Origin of the sequence: Enterococcus rivorum (assembly GCF_001742285.1) — a bacterium.
In the GTDB taxonomy this organism is placed as follows: domain Bacteria; phylum Bacillota; class Bacilli; order Lactobacillales; family Enterococcaceae; genus Enterococcus_L; species Enterococcus_L rivorum.
The window spans coordinates 42,008-60,261 of record NZ_MIEK01000045.1 but is presented as its reverse complement, the minus strand read 5'-3'; the positions used below and the strand labels follow the sequence as shown (position 1 = coordinate 60,261).

The 18,254-nt window shown below is 30.4% G+C and carries 17 protein-coding genes and 1 pseudogene; 1 reads left to right on the top strand and 17 read right to left on the bottom strand.

What is annotated here, in order from left to right:
• Nucleotides 1-15: 15 nt before the first annotated feature.
• The 16 genes and pseudogenes from BCR26_RS13500 to rlmH form a co-directional block, all read right to left on the bottom strand.
• Nucleotides 16-801 carry an ABC transporter permease gene (locus BCR26_RS13500; protein ID WP_069699522.1) on the bottom strand — a complete coding sequence of 262 codons (786 nt, stop codon included), beginning with the start codon at nt 799-801 and terminating at the stop codon, nt 16-18.
• A gap of 216 nt (nt 802-1,017) precedes the next feature.
• Nucleotides 1,018-2,137, bottom strand: a pseudogene (locus BCR26_RS13495) (IS3 family transposase); the annotation flags it as partial.
• A 377-nt stretch (nt 2,138-2,514) separates the two neighbouring features.
• The gene (locus BCR26_RS13485) at nt 2,515-3,333 is read right to left on the bottom strand and encodes an ABC transporter permease (RefSeq protein WP_069699521.1); all 819 of its coding nucleotides are present in this window, start codon (nt 3,331-3,333) and stop codon (nt 2,515-2,517) included.
• Nucleotides 3,326-4,324: an ABC transporter ATP-binding protein gene (locus BCR26_RS13480; protein ID WP_069699520.1), complete on the bottom strand. Its 999-nt coding sequence runs from the start codon at nt 4,322-4,324 to the stop codon at nt 3,326-3,328. Before BCR26_RS13480 ends, BCR26_RS13485 begins: the two co-directional genes overlap by 8 nt.
• A gap of 10 nt (nt 4,325-4,334) precedes the next feature.
• Nucleotides 4,335-5,489, bottom strand: coding sequence for a hypothetical protein (locus tag BCR26_RS13475; RefSeq protein WP_139124955.1), 1,155 nt, complete (start codon nt 5,487-5,489; stop codon nt 4,335-4,337).
• An 82-nt stretch (nt 5,490-5,571) separates the two neighbouring features.
• Entirely contained in the window at nt 5,572-6,342 is a 771-nt protein-coding gene (locus tag BCR26_RS13470) for a class-II aminoacyl-tRNA synthetase family protein (RefSeq protein WP_069699518.1), read from the bottom strand.
• On the bottom strand, nt 6,339-6,593 hold the full coding sequence (locus BCR26_RS13465; protein ID WP_069699517.1) for an acyl carrier protein: 255 nt from the start codon (nt 6,591-6,593) through the stop codon (nt 6,339-6,341). The genes BCR26_RS13470 and BCR26_RS13465 overlap by 4 nt, the downstream gene beginning before the upstream one ends.
• A 44-nt stretch (nt 6,594-6,637) precedes the next feature.
• Nucleotides 6,638-7,393 carry a PHP domain-containing protein gene (locus BCR26_RS13460; protein WP_069699516.1) on the bottom strand — a complete coding sequence of 252 codons (756 nt, stop codon included), beginning with the start codon at nt 7,391-7,393 and terminating at the stop codon, nt 6,638-6,640.
• A gap of 17 nt (nt 7,394-7,410) precedes the next feature.
• Complete coding sequence (locus tag BCR26_RS13455; RefSeq protein ID WP_069699515.1) at nt 7,411-8,346, bottom strand: aminoglycoside phosphotransferase family protein; 936 nt, start codon at nt 8,344-8,346, stop codon at nt 7,411-7,413.
• Nucleotides 8,347-8,348: 2 nt separating this feature from the next.
• Nucleotides 8,349-9,128, bottom strand: coding sequence for an HAD hydrolase family protein (locus BCR26_RS13450; RefSeq protein ID WP_069699514.1), 780 nt, complete (start codon nt 9,126-9,128; stop codon nt 8,349-8,351).
• On the bottom strand, nt 9,121-10,257 hold the full coding sequence (locus tag BCR26_RS13445; RefSeq protein WP_069699513.1) for a nucleotidyltransferase family protein: 1,137 nt from the start codon (nt 10,255-10,257) through the stop codon (nt 9,121-9,123). The genes BCR26_RS13450 and BCR26_RS13445 overlap by 8 nt, the downstream gene beginning before the upstream one ends.
• Nucleotides 10,258-10,268: 11 nt before the next feature.
• Complete coding sequence (locus tag BCR26_RS13440; RefSeq protein WP_069699512.1) at nt 10,269-11,201, bottom strand: aminoglycoside phosphotransferase family protein; 933 nt, start codon at nt 11,199-11,201, stop codon at nt 10,269-10,271.
• Nucleotides 11,194-12,117 carry a hypothetical protein gene (locus BCR26_RS13435; RefSeq protein WP_211272307.1) on the bottom strand — a complete coding sequence of 308 codons (924 nt, stop codon included), beginning with the start codon at nt 12,115-12,117 and terminating at the stop codon, nt 11,194-11,196. Before BCR26_RS13435 ends, BCR26_RS13440 begins: the two co-directional genes overlap by 8 nt.
• Before the next feature lie 90 nt (nt 12,118-12,207).
• Nucleotides 12,208-13,419: a methionine adenosyltransferase gene (locus BCR26_RS13430; RefSeq protein ID WP_069699510.1), complete on the bottom strand. Its 1,212-nt coding sequence runs from the start codon at nt 13,417-13,419 to the stop codon at nt 12,208-12,210.
• Nucleotides 13,420-13,445: 26 nt separating this feature from the next.
• Nucleotides 13,446-14,492: an inositol-3-phosphate synthase gene (locus tag BCR26_RS13425; RefSeq protein WP_069699509.1), complete on the bottom strand. Its 1,047-nt coding sequence runs from the start codon at nt 14,490-14,492 to the stop codon at nt 13,446-13,448.
• A 776-nt stretch (nt 14,493-15,268) separates the two neighbouring features.
• Nucleotides 15,269-15,748: a 23S rRNA (pseudouridine(1915)-N(3))-methyltransferase RlmH gene (rlmH, locus tag BCR26_RS13420; RefSeq protein ID WP_069699508.1), complete on the bottom strand. Its 480-nt coding sequence runs from the start codon at nt 15,746-15,748 to the stop codon at nt 15,269-15,271.
• A gap of 590 nt (nt 15,749-16,338) precedes the next feature.
• Between rlmH and BCR26_RS13415 the strand changes: the two genes are divergently transcribed.
• Nucleotides 16,339-17,622, top strand: a complete 1,284-nt coding sequence (locus BCR26_RS13415; RefSeq protein ID WP_069699507.1) for a S1C family serine protease — start codon at nt 16,339-16,341, stop codon at nt 17,620-17,622.
• A 174-nt stretch (nt 17,623-17,796) separates the two neighbouring features.
• On the opposite strand, the gene BCR26_RS13410 is transcribed toward BCR26_RS13415, so the two are convergent.
• Nucleotides 17,797-18,204: a hypothetical protein gene (locus BCR26_RS13410; protein WP_069699506.1), complete on the bottom strand. Its 408-nt coding sequence runs from the start codon at nt 18,202-18,204 to the stop codon at nt 17,797-17,799.
• Between the last annotated feature and the right edge of the window lie 50 nt (nt 18,205-18,254).

The following is an 18,254-nucleotide window of genomic DNA, read 5'->3' as shown; positions in this document are numbered from 1 at the left end:
TTGCTTTATCATTTTTTATGAACCCGTTGATTCATACTTTAGTATCCCTTTTTTCCAGAAAATTAAAGCTATACCCAGAAGAGTTAATGAAATAATAATTACTCCTCCAATATTAAATAAAATATTTTCATTAGTTAAAAAAAAACTTGCTGGATAATAGCCTGCAAATGCAAAAGGAATCACAAAAGTTATTATAAATTTTATCGAATTGTTATAAATGGAAACCGGGTATTTAGAAAAGTCATTAATCATGTAAAAAATATACATAACACTGCCTGCCTGTTTATAGCGAAAAGCCATGCTTGCTGCTATAACTTTTAAGCTCGTATAAATTATTGTAGTAAATGGAATAGTTATTAAAAAGAGACAAAATTTTACTGCTGACCAAGAAATATAGCTAGTGGTTATAGCCAGCAGAGATATTCCTATTATTAATTCTCCAAAAGCATCTATACAAAATTTTTCAATTAAAACATGTAATAAGGGATTTATTGGCCTTATCAAATATTTATCAAATTCACCAGTCTTTATAAATTGCTGTCCTACAGACCACAAGTTATCAAAAAAAAGATGATCTAGCCCTTTAGGTATTAATGAAAAACCATAAATAAAAGCAATCTGTTTCAATGTCCAACCATTAAGTGTTGGAATACTTTTAAAAATTATGTTTAAAAAAAGAAGATTCAATCCTTGTGTTAAAAACATTCCAATTACTCCAACTAAAAAATCTCCTTTATACTCCATTAACTGCTTCAGATACTGTTTAATAAATACTTTCTCTAACTTAAATGCTCTCTTCATTTTTATAATTCATTCCTTTCCGGCTTATTGTAACGATTATTTTGAGAGATTTTATATATTTTTAGAGTGTAGTTACTTTTTATATTAAGATTAACAATGGAATGGCAACACTTATTTTTGACAAAATTTATAAGGTGTCCTGATTGAGTTCCTTGTTCCGATTGCTTGTGACAACGAGCCTCCATGGCATGGGGCATGATAGCTGGCGGCAAAAGCTTAGGCCGCGCCCTTTTGGGTATCATCCCCATGCTCATTGTCAAGGGTTCGCTCCGCCAATCTAACGTTGCGATAGGCGATAGGTGCTACATACCCCAAGGAACCGTGCAGTCGAAGGTGGTTCCACCAATGAACATAGTCAAACAGATGCAGAGCCAATTCTTCCAGTGAAGAGAAAGCGGTTGGTTAAACAAACTCAACTTTCAACGATTTATAGGTCGATTCCGCTACGGCATTGTCATAAGGACTTCCTTTCTGACTTAATGAGCGTTCGATTTGAAAAGAATCAACAAGAGCTGTAATCAGCTGATTATCAAATTCTTTTCCTCGATCTGTATGGAAAATCTTAACGTCTAGTAAAGAATAGAGAAGTCGACTAAAAGCTTGCTTCACGAGAGCGGTGTCTTTGTGCCTTCCGCATGAATAGCCACTGATTTCTCGATTAGACAGATCTAAAATCAGGCATATGTAGTGCCAGTGATGACCAACACGAACATAAGTCAAGTCTGTAACAATCGCTTCTAGCGATGCTCGGTTGGAAAATGATCGTTGTAATTTATTATCAACCAACGCTTCATTTACAGCGGATGTTATCTTTTTAAAGTGAGCTTTGGTGTAGTTGGATAATAAGCCACGACGTTTCTTTACCTGACCAATTTTACGCCGACTAACACAGAGGCCTCTTTTTTTCAGCTCCATTTTAATTTTACGAGTGCCGTAATTTTTTCTACTTTGAAGAAAAACCTCTTCTACTAGTGCTTCCAGTTCACTCTCACTTTTCTTTTTTGAGGGTGATAATAATAGGCTTGGCGGGAAATACCTAGTGCTTGGCACTTCGCTGAAATCGAATAAGTTGCTTTGTTTCCCTCGATTATTTGTCTTTTCGTCCGAAGATCAGCGCCGCTTGCTTTAAACTATCATTCTCCATTTCCAACTGATTATTGGGTTTGCGTAGGGCAATCCGTTCTTTCTGTTCTGGTGTTCGATTGTCTTTTTCAGAAAATGAGCCTGTCATTTTCCCTTGCTTGAGCCATTTATCAAAGCTAGAAGGATTCAGGTCATACTCTCGAATGACTTCTGCACGTGGTTTCCCTGCACCATATAAATCTAAATAAGCCTGCTAAGATATGTGCGTTCCTTACTATCATCTAAGTTTAAAAATCTCTACACGACCTCCTAAGCTAGGGATAGCATATCTCAGCTAATTTTTCACGCTAAGCTTCGCCAATCCATCAAGTTCAATTCATTATTTATGCACCTTTTAAATTCACAAACCTGTGAAGGAAAGCATTGTCCATAAAATTACGTCTGTTTTCAAGGAAATACAGCTATATAAATATTTATCTTACTTGTTCTAAATCCCATTGCTAAAGTAAACACAAAAAGGAGGTAGTCTCATCATGACCTATCAATATTTATTCCTTTCTTGAAATTCCAATTAACTGAATATCCATTCAACTTTTTCCAAATAAAACTCTATATACTTTTTTTGCATCATTAACCTCCTTGTACACTAAGGTGCTTAATTACAATATTCCAAATAAACTTGGATAAAATAAAAAAGAAAGCCAGCCAAAACAATTGCAATAATAACAATATAATTGTTTTACCTAGCGTATATTTATTAAGAGATATCATAACGGGTAAATACAGTAATGAAGCAAATGGTAATACTTGTAGGACATCTGCAATAATTTTAGGAAAGAACCCCAAAGGAATTAGTGCTCCAGACATAAAGTTAACTATAGAGTTTTTCATTAAAATCAAACCCCAAATATTTTTAAAAATAAAAGAAGTAAAACCAAAACAAACACTTAAATAAAAATTGATTAAATAAGAAATAAAGCTACTTAAAATATAGATAGCTAAGTTAGTAATTCTAAACAGAATATTTTCAGATTGAAACAACTGGTATAATATTATTCCACCAAAAATAGGAATTGCTAGGATATAAACTTCTATCAATTTTTTTCCCATTTCTTCAAATAGATATGTTGCTGTAAAGCTTATTGGCTTTAATAGCCTCATTGAAATTGAACCATCTTTAACTTCACTACCTATTTGACTACTAACATTAGTTCTAGTAATTATTCCTGTATAAAAACTCAAAAAAATATATACTGTCATTTCTTGAAAAGAAAAACCGTTTAAATAAGAGCTAGACGATGAATTGAAAATAGCTAACCATATAAAGTAAGTAACAAAAGCTCCCATAAGATCCCCAATACGAAAAATTAAAAAATCTACACGATACGCAATCATCCCTTGCATTCCAGCATTAATAAATGGTTGATACTTTCGAAAATTATTAGTCATTTTCTATTTCCTTCCTAAAAAAGCGTTTAATGATTTCTTCTATATTTCCATCCTTAACTGAAACATCATTAATCTGAGTCCTACTTAGTGTGAATTGAAGTAATTCTGTTACATGTATTTTTGTTGCATCGAAACATATATTAATATTAACTCCATTTATTTCCATATCTATATTTTCGAAAAAATCAGTATAATTAAGTTTAAACACCTCTTCAATATTAGCTACTTGAAAACTAATTTCATGCATTCTTCCAAACTTATTTTTCAGTTGACTAATTGAGCCATCAAACACTTCTTGACCTTTATCAATCATAAAAATTCTACTACATAATAATTCAATATCGGTTAAATCGTGGGTTGTTAAAACAATTGTTGTATTTTCTTCCTTATTTATATCAATGATAGCCCTACGTATATTATCTTTAACTGATACATCCAATCCAATAGTTGGTTCATCAAGAAAAAGAACTTTAGGATTATGCAAAAGAGAAGCTGCTATATCAGCCCTCATACGTTGACCTAATGAAAGTGTACGTACAGGATCTTTTATAAAATCATTGAGTTCTAGTATCTCGTTCAGAAAAAGCATTCTCTTATTAAATTGATCATCTGGAATATCATATATTTCTTTGAGAACTTTATATGTCTCTCTTAGAGGTAAATCCCACCACAGTTGTGTTCTTTGACCAAAAACTACACCTATATTCTTTACATATTCTTTGCGGTTTTTCTGTGGATTCTTCCCTTCGATTTCACAAACTCCAGATGTAGGAGTTAATATCCCTGTTAACATTTTAATTGTAGTTGATTTTCCAGCCCCGTTTGCTCCAATGAATCCAAAAATTTGTCCCTTTGGTATTTCAAAGCTCAAATCTTTTACAGCCTCAAATACTTCTATTTCAGGTCTAATAAATGACCTCAATGTTCCAGCCAATCCAGATTTTTTAATGCTTTTGTTAAAATTCTTTTGTAAATGCTCAACTTTAATCATAAGATAATTGCTACTCTCTCCTCTCAAAAAATAAATCCCCAAAAATTAACGTTCCAGAATTCACTTTATTCTTTGAGGTTAGCTTTGATTCGATTTCTTCATATATCATTTTTTCTTTTTTAAATAATTTTTCTAATATATCAAAATTTTCATTTAATCTATTTACATCATATTTTTTTCTTGCAAAAATCAAACGTATTTTGGATATTACTTTTTTCATTTCTTCTAAAAGAAAATTAGTTTCATTAAATATTTTTATATAGACCGAATTAATCTCAGATATATCTTTTAAAAAATCCCTAAAAAAGCAACGACTTATTTGCATCTCAATTAGACATATTTCAATTTGATGTACTTCCTTTTCTGATAAAACTTTTCTATTTGAAATATCTCTAAGTTCTTCAATAACCATTACATTAGCCGTGATTCCATAAAAATAGTTTGTCTCTCCATCTTTAAGTACTTTTCCATCAAGATATTCAAATACTATGGTTGCCAATAATTGAAAACTTAGTTCCATTATTCTTTTTTCTTTAATATCTTTCTTTATATCTATTTCTAAGTATGTATATGGAGATAGACTGTCTATACCTACTATCTTAGAAAATTCATCAATTTTACTATCACCTAGCCATGCTTTGCTTAGATTATCTATAGATAACGTCTCATTACACACAATCGGCGTGGTATCATAAACTTGTAAAAATTCATCATTAATATCTATCACTAAAATATAATGATTCGTTATTCCTATCGTCCTTGTTTCATATTCACTAATATAACGCTTATTTTTGAAATCTTTTGAATAAGGTAAATAATACGTAGTTACACCTATTATCGTATTTTCATTTTTTCTATTTTTTTCTTTCAAAAAATTTATCCCTTCAGAAAAACTCTTAAAACATCTATCATTAATCTCAATATCTAACATATCAAATACTGTTCTATAGTTTAATTTTTGTGAAAATTTTACATTTGACAAAAATTTTTCTTTAGAATTTTTTGCATAATTTGGCACTGCTGTCAATCCGCTATTAGCAAGTAAATTAATATACATTATGCCTCCAAGTTTTCTTATACTGTTAGTTAATAAAGGGATACTACATGGTATATAATATTCCAAGGAAGTACCATCATCTAATTTATTAAATAAACAACCTTCCATTTTATTCACCTCAATAGTTATTAGATATTTTTTAATTATCCTGTGTCTCTAAAACACCAAGTAATTATATAAATATTTTTTTCTAGTTTTTAGAATGTATCAGTTCCAACCACCTATCAATACCACAGCCTACACATCCAGAGACAACATTTCCATTTGAGTCAAAGTTAAATTCTTTACTAAAGTGATATCCATGAAAATTAAACGATGCGATGGATACATTTTTACCATTAATATCAGCTACAAGCTCTGTTTTCAATTTGTTTTTTTCTTGAAACTTTTCTTTCAAAGCATTTTTTTTACTAGGATAAAAATGGTCATGAGCAACTTTAAGATATGATTTATCAGTAAATTGTTGAGCATATTCTAATAATTTACTTTTCATATCTTCTAAGAAATTTTGAACATATTCAATCGAGCCAACAGCTACAAACTCCCTAACTGAAAATTCCCATTGCCGTTCATTATATACAAATGCTCCATCTTCATATCTGTAAACGCGAGCCATTGTTGTTATGATTTCGTTGTATTTATTTTCTGTCTCTAACATAGGATAAAAATGTATACATGCTGCTGGTGTAAGATATAAATTAGAACTTGATATAAAACCATTACAATCATTATCTTTTGCATGCAAATCAATTTTATCCAAATCCAATGTACCAATTTTGGTTAACTGATTAGGAATAGTGGAAAAATATCCACATCTTTCTAAAACATCTCCATCTATAAGAGACGGTATAGTCCATTCATTAACTTTATAATCTTTAATGTAAGACATTAATTTAATGTTTAATTGGGCTCTTAGCTCAGTATCTTTACTGTGTAGAGTTGCATATTCTGGATGTATCATTTTGTACACTCCTTTTCTAATTTATTTGAAATGTAGAAGACTAAACTTTTTACACAAATTTCATTTGAAAATGTCAACATACTATCGTCAATTTCAAAATTATACTTTTCCTCAATAGCAACAATCAAATTAATAAAATCAATTGAATCTATTCCTAACTCTATAAACGGACGCTCTCTATCAACAGCCATAAATGTAGTTTTAGTGATTACTTGAACTTCAGAAATTAAAAAACTTTCTATTTCTCCCATTGTTATATTCCTTTCGCCTAGACTTTCAATTTAAATAAAAAAACTCAATGTTGGTTTAAAAAGTCATAAATTTTTCCAACAGACGTATTTATCAACAACTCTTCTGGAAAACTAATTGATGTTAACATATTCTTAATAGCAGAAAAATTTCCAATATCCGTCGCAAAATGCGCATCACTACCAATAGTTACTTTAGTGTCATTTTCCGCACAAAGTATTGCAATTCTTTTTATCCTTTCTTGAGCCATTTTATCTTTATTAAATGAATGTGTATTTAATTCAATTACTTTATTTAATTTTTTAGCAGTTTGAATAACAGCTAATTCTTCAAACTTTCCGGGTATTCTGTCACAATGACCTAGCACATGAACATCGGGATTAGATAGAACAGAGATGAGCATGTTAGTATTTTCTAAACTTGTTAAAGTTAAATTGCCAAATTGATGATAGCTAGCAATAATCATTGAGCACTTCTTTACAAGACGTTCTAGTACAGATTCTGAAGAATCAAAAGGAAAGTAATGATCAAAAAAGGCTAAATTTCCCATTTTATCTATAATATCAATTTCAACGCCATTAATAATTTTTATGTCATTTATTTCATCCGGTATATTTCTAATGTTAGCGATACCCGCAAACGATTGAAACAGATTTCCACCAACAAAATATGGTCCAAAATGGTCCGATATAACAATACCCTCTAAATTTTTTTTCTGTGCTTCCAAAGTATTTTCATGAATAGTACTATATGCGTGTAAACTATGGACTGTATGAACATGTGTGTCTACTTTTATCTCCATTAAACTGCTCCTTATACTCAAGACATGTAATGTAATGCTTCCGAAACAATACCTTCTCCCTTTTTTCTATAATCCAAGTGTCTGTACCTATTAGCTATCAATTTTTGTCCATCTACCCATTGAATAGCACCTAATCCCTGAATTGCTAAATATAGCCACATTTTTTTGTCATCTACATAAACTCTAGTTTCTTTTGACCAACCATCAAAGAAACTTTTTTGGAGTGAACAATCCTTAACAAAATCTAAATTATTAAATATCAACTTAGTAGTATCAAAAAAAATGTCTCCTATCATAGCATGTTCAAAATCGATGATTCCTGTAATATTAATATTTTTATACAATATATTTCTAAAACCATAATCTCGATGCATCAGCCCAATTGACTCAATAGATGAATCAACTTCTTTTAATCCTTGAAGTAAAATTTCTTCTAACTTAACGTAATTGATTTCACTTTTATATTTCTTATCCACTTTTTCTATCCATACAGGAATTTGATGCATGAAATGCTTTTTCCAATCATACTGTTTAAAATTTTCATCTGTTTCAAAATCAGAGTACTTCCATATATTACTGATATCTAATTCATTTAAAGTGAGTATTTTATTTATTTTTCCAAGAGCTTCGCCACATTCATACAACAATCCCTCTTTGTCCTTAATATCACTGTATATCTCCAGCAAAGTGTCTCCTTGCAATTTTTCTTGAATTATATAACCAACCTCTTTATTCCAAAATCCATTATAAAAAGATAATATTTGAGGTGTTTTAACTCTTTTTTTTTCTAACGCTTGTAGTGCATTAAGTTCTCTTTGAAAATTCTGTTCTGTACTATAATACTTTATTATAACTGGCACTTCATTAAGAGTTGCTTCATACACTTCCGTATTGTCTTTTTTGTTTAAAAGTTTTAGATTTTTTAATTTTGATAATAGTTCATTTTTTTTCATACTTACTTATCTCCAATCTGCTTTTGTAAGTAACTAGATAAACATTGATCCAAAACTTTATTTGTTTTCTTCTTTACTAGTTCTGAAGAGTTCATTACTGCTATGCTAAAATCTGACCATTGAAACATGCCTATGTCATTAATATCATTACCTATTGCTATTTTAAAATCAGTTGAATATTCAACTAGATCTCTACTAAACATATATTTAAGCCCATTCTCTTTGCTTGTATTCTCTGGATACACAATCGTCATATATTTATAATTTTGTATGGAATAATTTCCTAAAACCTTTAAATTATCAAAATTTATATTCTCATCATAAATTTGAAAAGATAGAATATTTGTCAATGGATTAATAGTTGGTATACCAACTATTATTTTACTTTTTGGAATTTTATTTATTATTGAAAACCTAGTACGTGACTCTTTGGAGTTTGAATAAAGCTGTCCATCAATATCAACAACAAATTTTTTCCCTATAGTATTTATTTTCTTTATTAAATTTTCAGTTACTCTAAACTTATTAAGTACCAAAAATTCCTTAGTTTTAAAATCATAAATTGCATTACCGTTATAACATACAATTTTTGGATTAACTATCTTAACTAAGCTAGAAACAACAGCTAATTGATCTAAAGATGATTTACTTCTTCCAGTTGCAACGATTTTCAAGTTACGCATATTCACTAAAGTTTCTTCAATATTAAAAAAAAAACCATTTTCATTAATAATTGTGCCATCTAAATCTAGTATATAAACATCTTTGTTCTCCTTATTCATTTTTTTTCAGTAAATCTCCTTTCTTAGTATTATTCAAAACATCTTCTAGCCTAATATTCTGATTAAATACTCTATCTTTAAGAGAATTATTCCAATGTTTAATTTCACCTTTACATGTGTAGTAATAATTTACTTTTGATTCACTGTTTACATATTTTTTCAGTAATTTAGGTATTGGAAAAATAGGAAAGAGAATATTAAAATTTGAAATAACAAATTCAATACCTACACGAAAATCCTTATCCTCTATATAGGAATTAACTATATCCCAATCAATTTCTTTATTCATGAGCAACCCTATATCTAAATACTTTATCATCTCTATATCCCCCCAATTTTTATGCCAACTATATTGCCAGCAAAATAAAACTGCCTCGGAATATAAATGTAAACAAGTATGAATAAATAATAATTCCGGAGTAGGTCCTACTATTTTTTTACCTTCAAATTTATAATCAAAATTATTATCTAGAAATGTATTAGTAGAAATATCATCAAAAAGATTAATTTGAGTAGTTTTCTTCCATAGAACAGAATGATTTATGTCTACAATGATTTCATCAAGTAAATTTACTTGGCCATTTTTATAAAATTCTACCGTTTCATGAGAGCTAATTTCTTTTTTCAATATATCGAATCTTGTAGCTTCAATTAGTAAATCAGTATCCTTATTTTTATTAGCTTGCATATATCCTAGTGAAGAAATTAATTTCTTTCCTTTTGATAAATCCTCTCTATTCATTAGAATATCGATATCTCCATACATCCGAAGCCCCTGTTGATTATATAAATAATTAGACAAAATCGGACCTTTAAGAATCATTGCATCAACATCTGTCTTTTTTGCATATCTACATATTTCATGTGCTTCGTTAGATAACATCCTATCTCTGTAACTACTGATATCGTATTGAGTTTTTAATAACTTATAAATATTATTGTTAATCTTAGAAGTAATATTTTCATTAAAAAAATAATGATATATAACAGGAGTTATTCGATGCAATGTAGCTTGGTACAAAATTTTTTCCAAATTTAAACTTGAGATATTTTTATCTAACTCAACATTTATTCCTAAAAAATTATATAAAATATCAAATAAATATTTACTTTCTTTCAGATTGTTCACTCCTCAACTCCTCAATTAATAAAACTATAAAAAAATTCAGAAACACTTTCAAGTGCTCTTATTGTCCATGATAAATATTTTTTAAAAAAAGCCGGTTTACTTTTTTTCAATTGAAATAGGTAATCACTAGTAGGGATTAAACGTAATATCAATACATGTTTGAAAAACTTTTTCTCTAGTATGCTCAACTGATTATTCTTAAAATAATTATTGAAAAACATTTTAGAATACTCCACATTCACATTAAAGCCTCCTCTTTCTTTTCTGCATAATAAAAACCAAGAATAAGAAAGATCATGAATCCGAGGTGATACACATAAAGTATCAAAATCTATTATCTGTTCTAAATATTTTTTTTTAAATATAATATTTCCCCCATGAAAATCACCATGAACAATTGAATGGGGCAACTTTTTATAATCATGAAGCGACATGTTCCCTATACTTTCTTCACAATACTTAATAAGTTTTATATAATTATTGTCATTTCCAATCGATCTAAAAAAATTATTAATCTTATCTTCGGAATTTACCAGCCAATGAATTGGATCATGCGGCGACAAGTAATAATAATTATTATTCATGTTATCAATTGGTATAGAATGAATTCTTTTGAGTACGTTACTAGCTTGTTTTATATCATTTAAAATAGAAAGGTCACAATTTCTTCCATCAACAAACGTTTTTATTATCCACACACAATCCAAATTGCTTCCAGCTTCTATATTCAAAAACGGTGATATAGGAATTCCTTGTTCAAAAAGTATACCCATTATCTCATCAATTAATGTCAAATGAGATAATGGTAAACTATTTTTCTGTAAAATCACTTTCTTATTTTCATCGGTAGCTATTAGCCAAGAAATATTAGGTCCGGCTCCATTCATTTTTCGTATAGAAGTCACCTCTCCGTATTTTTTTTTACATATAAATTCATTAATCATAAGATTTACCTTCTTGTTCAATAAATTTAATAAGTGCTTCACTTCCTGCATTAAGATCATCAAAAGATTGATTCAACGATATTAAACATATGTCATTTTCTTTAAATTTATTTAAATTTAACTCTTTTAAGTTTTTTGAGAAATAGGGCAGCAAAAAGTCTATATACTTTCCTGGTACAGATTGTATATTTTTTTGTAGTTTTCTTGAGCCCGCAATATGATCTAATTTTTGGATAATTGGATACTCAGTATTTTTAAATTCAGGAAATACGACATAATCAACTTTAAATTCTGATAGTAAAGGTACTTCAAATTGTTGACACAATTCTTTAGGATAAAAACATGTGACGTCAGCTGTATGTTTTTCATTTAATGGATGAGCTAGCTTAATTTTTAAGTTTACATTTAACTTATCTAATGTATCATTTCGCACAACGATAGATCTTGGCCAACCAAATCCAATTATTTCAGGGCCTTTTACGTTTAGAGATACATCATCATTAGAAATAAAAGAGACATTCCCTTTTCTTAAAAAAGATAGTATTGACGAAGTTTTTCCACACTTCTTATCGCCTAAAAAACATATTCCTTTATTTTTATATTTGATAAACCCACCATGAAAAAATATTGTTTCATCCTCTTTTTGTTGTAACCTAATAACAATACGGATAAACCTAATAACATTTTGTACTTGCCAAGCCAAACTATTCTCTAAGACTAAACCAATTATTTTCTTTTCCCCTGAATAATAGACTGTCATAAACGGCTCTGGAGACTGTTTAATTATTATTTTCATTAAATTTAATTTTTCAAAATACTGAGCTGATTTATTAGTTGTTATTTTCCATGAATGCTCAAAAAAAGAATTCCCATTACATTCACAATAACAAAAAAAATCCTCTAAATATTTTGTCACTGACTTAATTATTTTCTCATCTGATTCGAGGATGACTGAAGAATTGTCTCGATAATATTTAATATACATAATTGAGAATCCCCTTACTAGTTACCACATTGTGATTCCTTCAAATATAAGTTTTCTGGATATATCACCTACATTTCGAACTTTTTCTTGAACATACTCTTCTATATCATTAATTACTTCGGAATTTAAGTTTATATTATTCAATTTCATGATGACTTTGTCTGGATTATTTAGTCTAGTTTCTTTAGCTGTATAGATATGAACCTCTACTGGAACTTTATATTTCTCAAATATTCCATGAGCTAAATCATTCGCAAGGATTCCGTATAATTTACCAGTATGATCCACAGAATTTTTACCTGCTGGAGCCTCAATACTCATAGGTCTCATTGGTGTGATTAATCCATTATATCTATTTCCTCTTCCTACAACACCAACATCACCCGTGTCAGCTACTGACCCCAAAGCAGTCAGATAAGCTCGCCCATTTCTATCAGTAGCGTTCATCATTAAATCGATTTTCACAGCATAATTTTTATCCAAAAAATCCTGTAACTCTGCCAATATCTCCTTCTTTCTAAAAAAATATTCTTCTATGGAGGAAATGTCTTTCGCTAAAAACGGCATATTGACAAGTAAATTATACTCATCACCTGTTCTAGTCCCAAAAACCTTAACATCCCATCCAGTATCTGGATTTCTAGTTTTAAAGGCTTTTCCATTTATATATTGTTCGGTTTTTAGTACAATATTCTCTAATGTAGAAAGGGGGGCATATGCACTTAATAAATTCGTGTCATTTGAAACTAAGTGTTCATTGTCGAGCTTCGGTAATTTACTTATATCTGAAGGTTTATATCGCGAATCTTTTCTCCCAGCTCCTTGGTAATCAACCAGTTTGTTTTCAATAACTAAATGACTATGCCGATCAAAACCTGTTAAAACATTTTCTAAAACTTCTACACAACTTTCAAAAAGTATTTTTTCCAATGGAATTTTGACTTCTCCCACCGAGTAGCTTACTTTACCTGCAAAAATTATAGTATATGGTTTTTCAATATTTCCATTTTTGAAGTCAACGTTGGCTTCACCTCCAATTAGCATTACTTTATCAAACCAGTGATGTGCTGGGTTTCCAAAGTTTTCTACACAAAATTTAGAGTAATTTTTCGATGCGGTTTCTGCAATAGCATCACATATAGTGTCTGGGTGCCCTACTCCTTTTCTTTCTACTAACTCAAACTCAAAATTCTCTACTGTTTCATTTTCATTCCTCTTTATAAAAATGTTCATACAAATATTCCTCCAATGTTTATTCTTTACATATCCATAAATTCACATACTTTTGCATATGCTATATCTTCTAACATTTGTACTTTGGGTGACTTCATGTAATAAGCACTAGGCTCTTCTAAATATCCATAAATAGAATTATCTTTAGCAACCATAAGGCATCTTATAGCATCAACTAATACTCCTGATGAGTTCGCTGAGTCTACTACAGTCAATTTTCCCTCTATAGTCACTGGACAACCTCCAAAATTCTGCCCTTCTATATAAATCCGACAAGTTTTATTATCTTTTTGATTTTCTAAATATGTTACATTGACTGACAAATCTATTTCTTCGCTTCCAGATTTTACTCCGTTAGCTTTCGATTTATGCTTGTCATCACCTCTAGGTGTCATTAAATTCCAGAAATCCATATTACCAGCATAATTAATATGATGGCTGTTATTAACTTGGACTCCACGAATCTTTAAAAGATTTAACAGAGTATGATGAAAAATTGTTCCCCCTATCTGGCTTTTAAAATCGTCACCTATTATTGCTACTTTATTTTTTTCTGCAAGTTCTATAATATTGGGATCTTGAGATAAAAAAACTGGTATTCCATTAACAACACTTATACCTGCTTTTAATGCTTCTTCAACATAGAACCTACAAGCATCATTTGAACCAGAAGGAAGCAAAACTACTAAAACATCTACTTCACTTCTAATTAATTCAACTTTCACGTTTACTGGTTGCTCATTTGATAATTTAACAAACTTTCCAAGATGTTTATTCCAGCCATCTAAAACAGGCCCCTTTTTTACTTTCACCCCTTTATAACTAACCGAGCAAATTTTCTTAGTACAATTCGGCTCAGCAAAAATTGCTTCACTTAAATCTTTTCCTACTTTATGCTCATCTATATCAAAAGCCACAACTATCTCTATGTCACCAATATCATAACCACCAACTTCTCTATGCATTAATCCTATATCTAAATCAGAATTATTTTTGTAATAATCAATCCCTTGAATTAAATTACTAGCACAATTACCAATCCCTACTATCGCTACTTTAATTTTTTTCTTCAAATTACCTTACACCCCTTATAATGTATGTTTTTCAGAATTATTACTATTCGTTTTTGAATATGCTGATACCCTTTACACCATAGATTTTGATTCATTAGTTCCACAGCACCAACCGGAAGAACGCTTACAAATTGCTTCTACAGTAAAAATTTGTTTCAATCCATAATTCAAGCTATTACTAATAAAAAACATCCTATCATGTGATTATTGAAACTTTTACGAGTTAAACTCAAATTAATTATAATAATTCTATTAAAAATAGTGTATCATATTCAATTACCAATGAAAATATGTTACCGGTAACAATATTGATTAAATTATCTTATTTTCATTGTTATCAACAGTCACTACTAGTTTTTCCTAGTTTCAGAAGATTATAAAAATTTTAGTATCAGAGAATAAATAATTCATTTGACATTTTAAACATCACTATTTTTCGTAATAAATAAAAGAATATATTTTTCAACTAGAGAAAATAAGGTGTTTGGGACAATATCATGTTCAAAAGACAATCAGATATGATTATTAAAACTAGTTGATTAGTAAATGATTCACAATGAACAGAAAATCTAACTGTGTTTGACCAATTAAGCACCTAGTAAGTTTTGAATTTCATAAAATTAGTGTTGAGCCATTAGGAATGTGCCCCCCCCAATAGTAATTTTTATAGTTAACAATTCAAATTTAACCACTAACCAATAACACCCCCTATCACAAACCCTGCACTTCCCACTTAAAAAGCCCGCTAAATCAACCTTCCCTTCCCAAAAATATCATTATTTATGATACGGTTCTCCCTTCATAATCCGAAAGCTTCTATAGATTTGTTCTACTAATATAAGTTTCATCAACTGGTGTGGATAAGTTAGTTTGCCGAAAGATATTTGTTTTTGGCTTCTGTGGATAACTTCGTCACTTAATCCTAATGATCCGCCAATTACGAAAGCTAGTTGGCTTTTCCCACTAACACCTAGCTGTTCAATTTCTTTTGAAAATTCTTCACTGCTAAATTGTTTTCCATCGATTGCTAAAGCAAATACGTAGTCTGAGTCAGAAAGTTTATTTAAAATTCGTTCTCCTTCTTTGCTTTTGACTTGTTTCATTTCCGCATCACTGAGCTTTTCTGGGGCTTTTTCGTCGGAAACTTCAATAACTTCGACTTTTGCATATTTTTGTAATCTTTTTAGGTATTCGTTGATTCCTTGAACCAAGTATTTTTCTTTTAATTTACCTACTGTAATTATTTTAATTCGCACATTTCCACATCTCTTTCTTTTTTTATATATAGTTTTCAACAATTTTAACATGAATAATTTAAGTATTCCACACTATTTCCACATAGTTATGCACATATGCACAGACTTATCCACAGAAACATGCTCTGTTATCCCTAATTTCACGGTATTTCCAAGATACAAACACTTATTCCCATTATTTGTCCACACTATCCACATTTTGTGGATAACTTTTATTCTAAGTATACACAGTGTCTTTCCGGACTTTTTCACAGCTTCTGTGTATAACTAATCCAGCTTTTTTTGATTCTTACTTTAGAGTGTGTCTGAAAACGCCAACGACGAATATTTTCATGAAGTGTAGATAACTCGTTATCATAGAGCCTCGCTTATGCACTAAATAAGCTACGTTTTTTTCCTAGATTTAAACACAGTAGTCAGATGTCAGTATCGTTTTTAGACACAACCTAGTGATTTTTTCATAAATTATCACTAGATTTCTCCTTAGCTTGTTCATAAAAAATTCAAAGCTCTTCTGTAGACTAAAAGTGTCTTGAAAGCTTATACTTAAAACATATAAATAGTAATTAACTAATCGGGAGGTTTTATTTATGGATAGAAAAGATGTTACGCCTAATTCAGAAAAAAATTCAAGCGGGATTTTTAAGAAGCTTGGTATAGGAATTGTTGGAGGCCTTCTTGGAGGAGCTCTAGCTTTTGGTGGATTTTATGCTGTTATGAGTCCAAATTTCAATTCTTCTCCAGCTGTTACTAAAACAGATAATAGTAAAGATACAAAAGTCAGCAATGTGAACTACAGTGTAAAAAGTGATGTGACTACTGCCGTTGAAAAAGTGCAGGATTCTGTCGTTTCAGTTATTAATATGCAAAAACCAAGTCAAGATAATGAATTAAGTGGCTTTGGTGGCTTGTTTGGTCAAACTCCAGATAGTAACAGTGATTCTCAAAATGCTGAAGGGGATTTACAACCAGCAAGTGAAGGTAGTGGGGTTATCTATAAAAAAGATGGGAAAGATGCCTATGTTGTAACCAATAATCACGTTGTTGATAAAGCGCAAGGTTTAGAAGTCGTTTTACATGATGGTACTAAGGTCAAAGGGGAATTAGTAGGAACCGATGCCTATACCGATTTAGCTGTGATTAAGATCTCTTCCGACAAAGTAGATCAAGTAGCAACTTTTGGCGATTCTGATAAATTGAAAGTTGGTGAACCGGCAATTGCGATTGGGTCTCCTCTTGGCTCAGAATATGCTAACTCTGTGACACAAGGGATTATTTCTTCTGTGAATCGCAATATCACAAACCAAAATGAATCAGGTGACACGATTAATATTAATGCTATCCAAACGGATGCTGCAATTAATCCAGGAAACTCTGGTGGGCCGCTAATTAATATTGCTGGACAAATTATTGGGATTAACTCAGTCAAAATTGTTCAATCAAATAGTCAGGTTAGTGTTGAAGGAATGGGCTTTGCTATTCCAAGTAATGATGTAGTAAACATTATTAACCAGCTTGAAAAAGATGGAAAAGTGACTCGACCTGGTCTAGGAATCACTATGGAAGAATTAACGAATATTTCTTCTCAACAGCAAGAGCAAATTTTAAAAATTCCAAATACTGTTACAAACGGAATCATCATTTTATCTGTAAGCCCTGCTAGTCCTGCTGAAAAAGCTGGTTTACAAAAATATGATGTTATCACCAAAATTGACGGAAAAGATATTTCTTCTGTAACAGATTTACAAAGTGCTCTCTATAAGAAAAAAGTTGGAGATACTATGGAAGTTACCTTCTATCGTGAATCAAAAGAACAAACGGTGAAGGTTGAATTAACTATTGACCAAGCTGCTTTGCAAAATAAGAATAAATAAAATTCAGGCTTCTTCTTATTCGAAAAAAATGACAGATAGAGTAGACATTATAAGAAAAGACTCTCTCGTTTTCAAATTGAAAATGAGAGAGTCTTTTCTTTATATTGCGTTTTTATTACTAAAGACGCTTATAAAATCCACTAGAATTTAAAATACAGTACTGCTATTTTTTAATTATCTCGGCGGAGTTGATACCCAATAACCACCGTCAAACGTTAAATTCAATACGACACCACGTTTTGTCTTATTATTTTGAATTTTGATTGCTTCGATTATTTGTAAATAATACGCATTATTTTTAGATGTGTAAAATTTATTTGGAATAAATCCACCAATGATATTAATCCCTTGAGTAATAGGAATTCCTTTATCCATCTCTCTAAGAACACTAATCAAAGAAGATATCTGAGAACGTTGATAGGTTGTTGCAGTTCCCCAAGAATAACTGATTCGACTTTGATAATTTTGTGATACTTCTGCAGCTAATGGTGCCGCTGTAGTTTGGGCATGTGTTACTTCTGGCAAAGCAAAACCACTAACCATAAAACATGTTGCTAAAATTGCTAAAACTATTTTTTTCATAAAACACCGTCCCTTAAGTTATTATTCTAAATTCTAGCGATTCTATTACA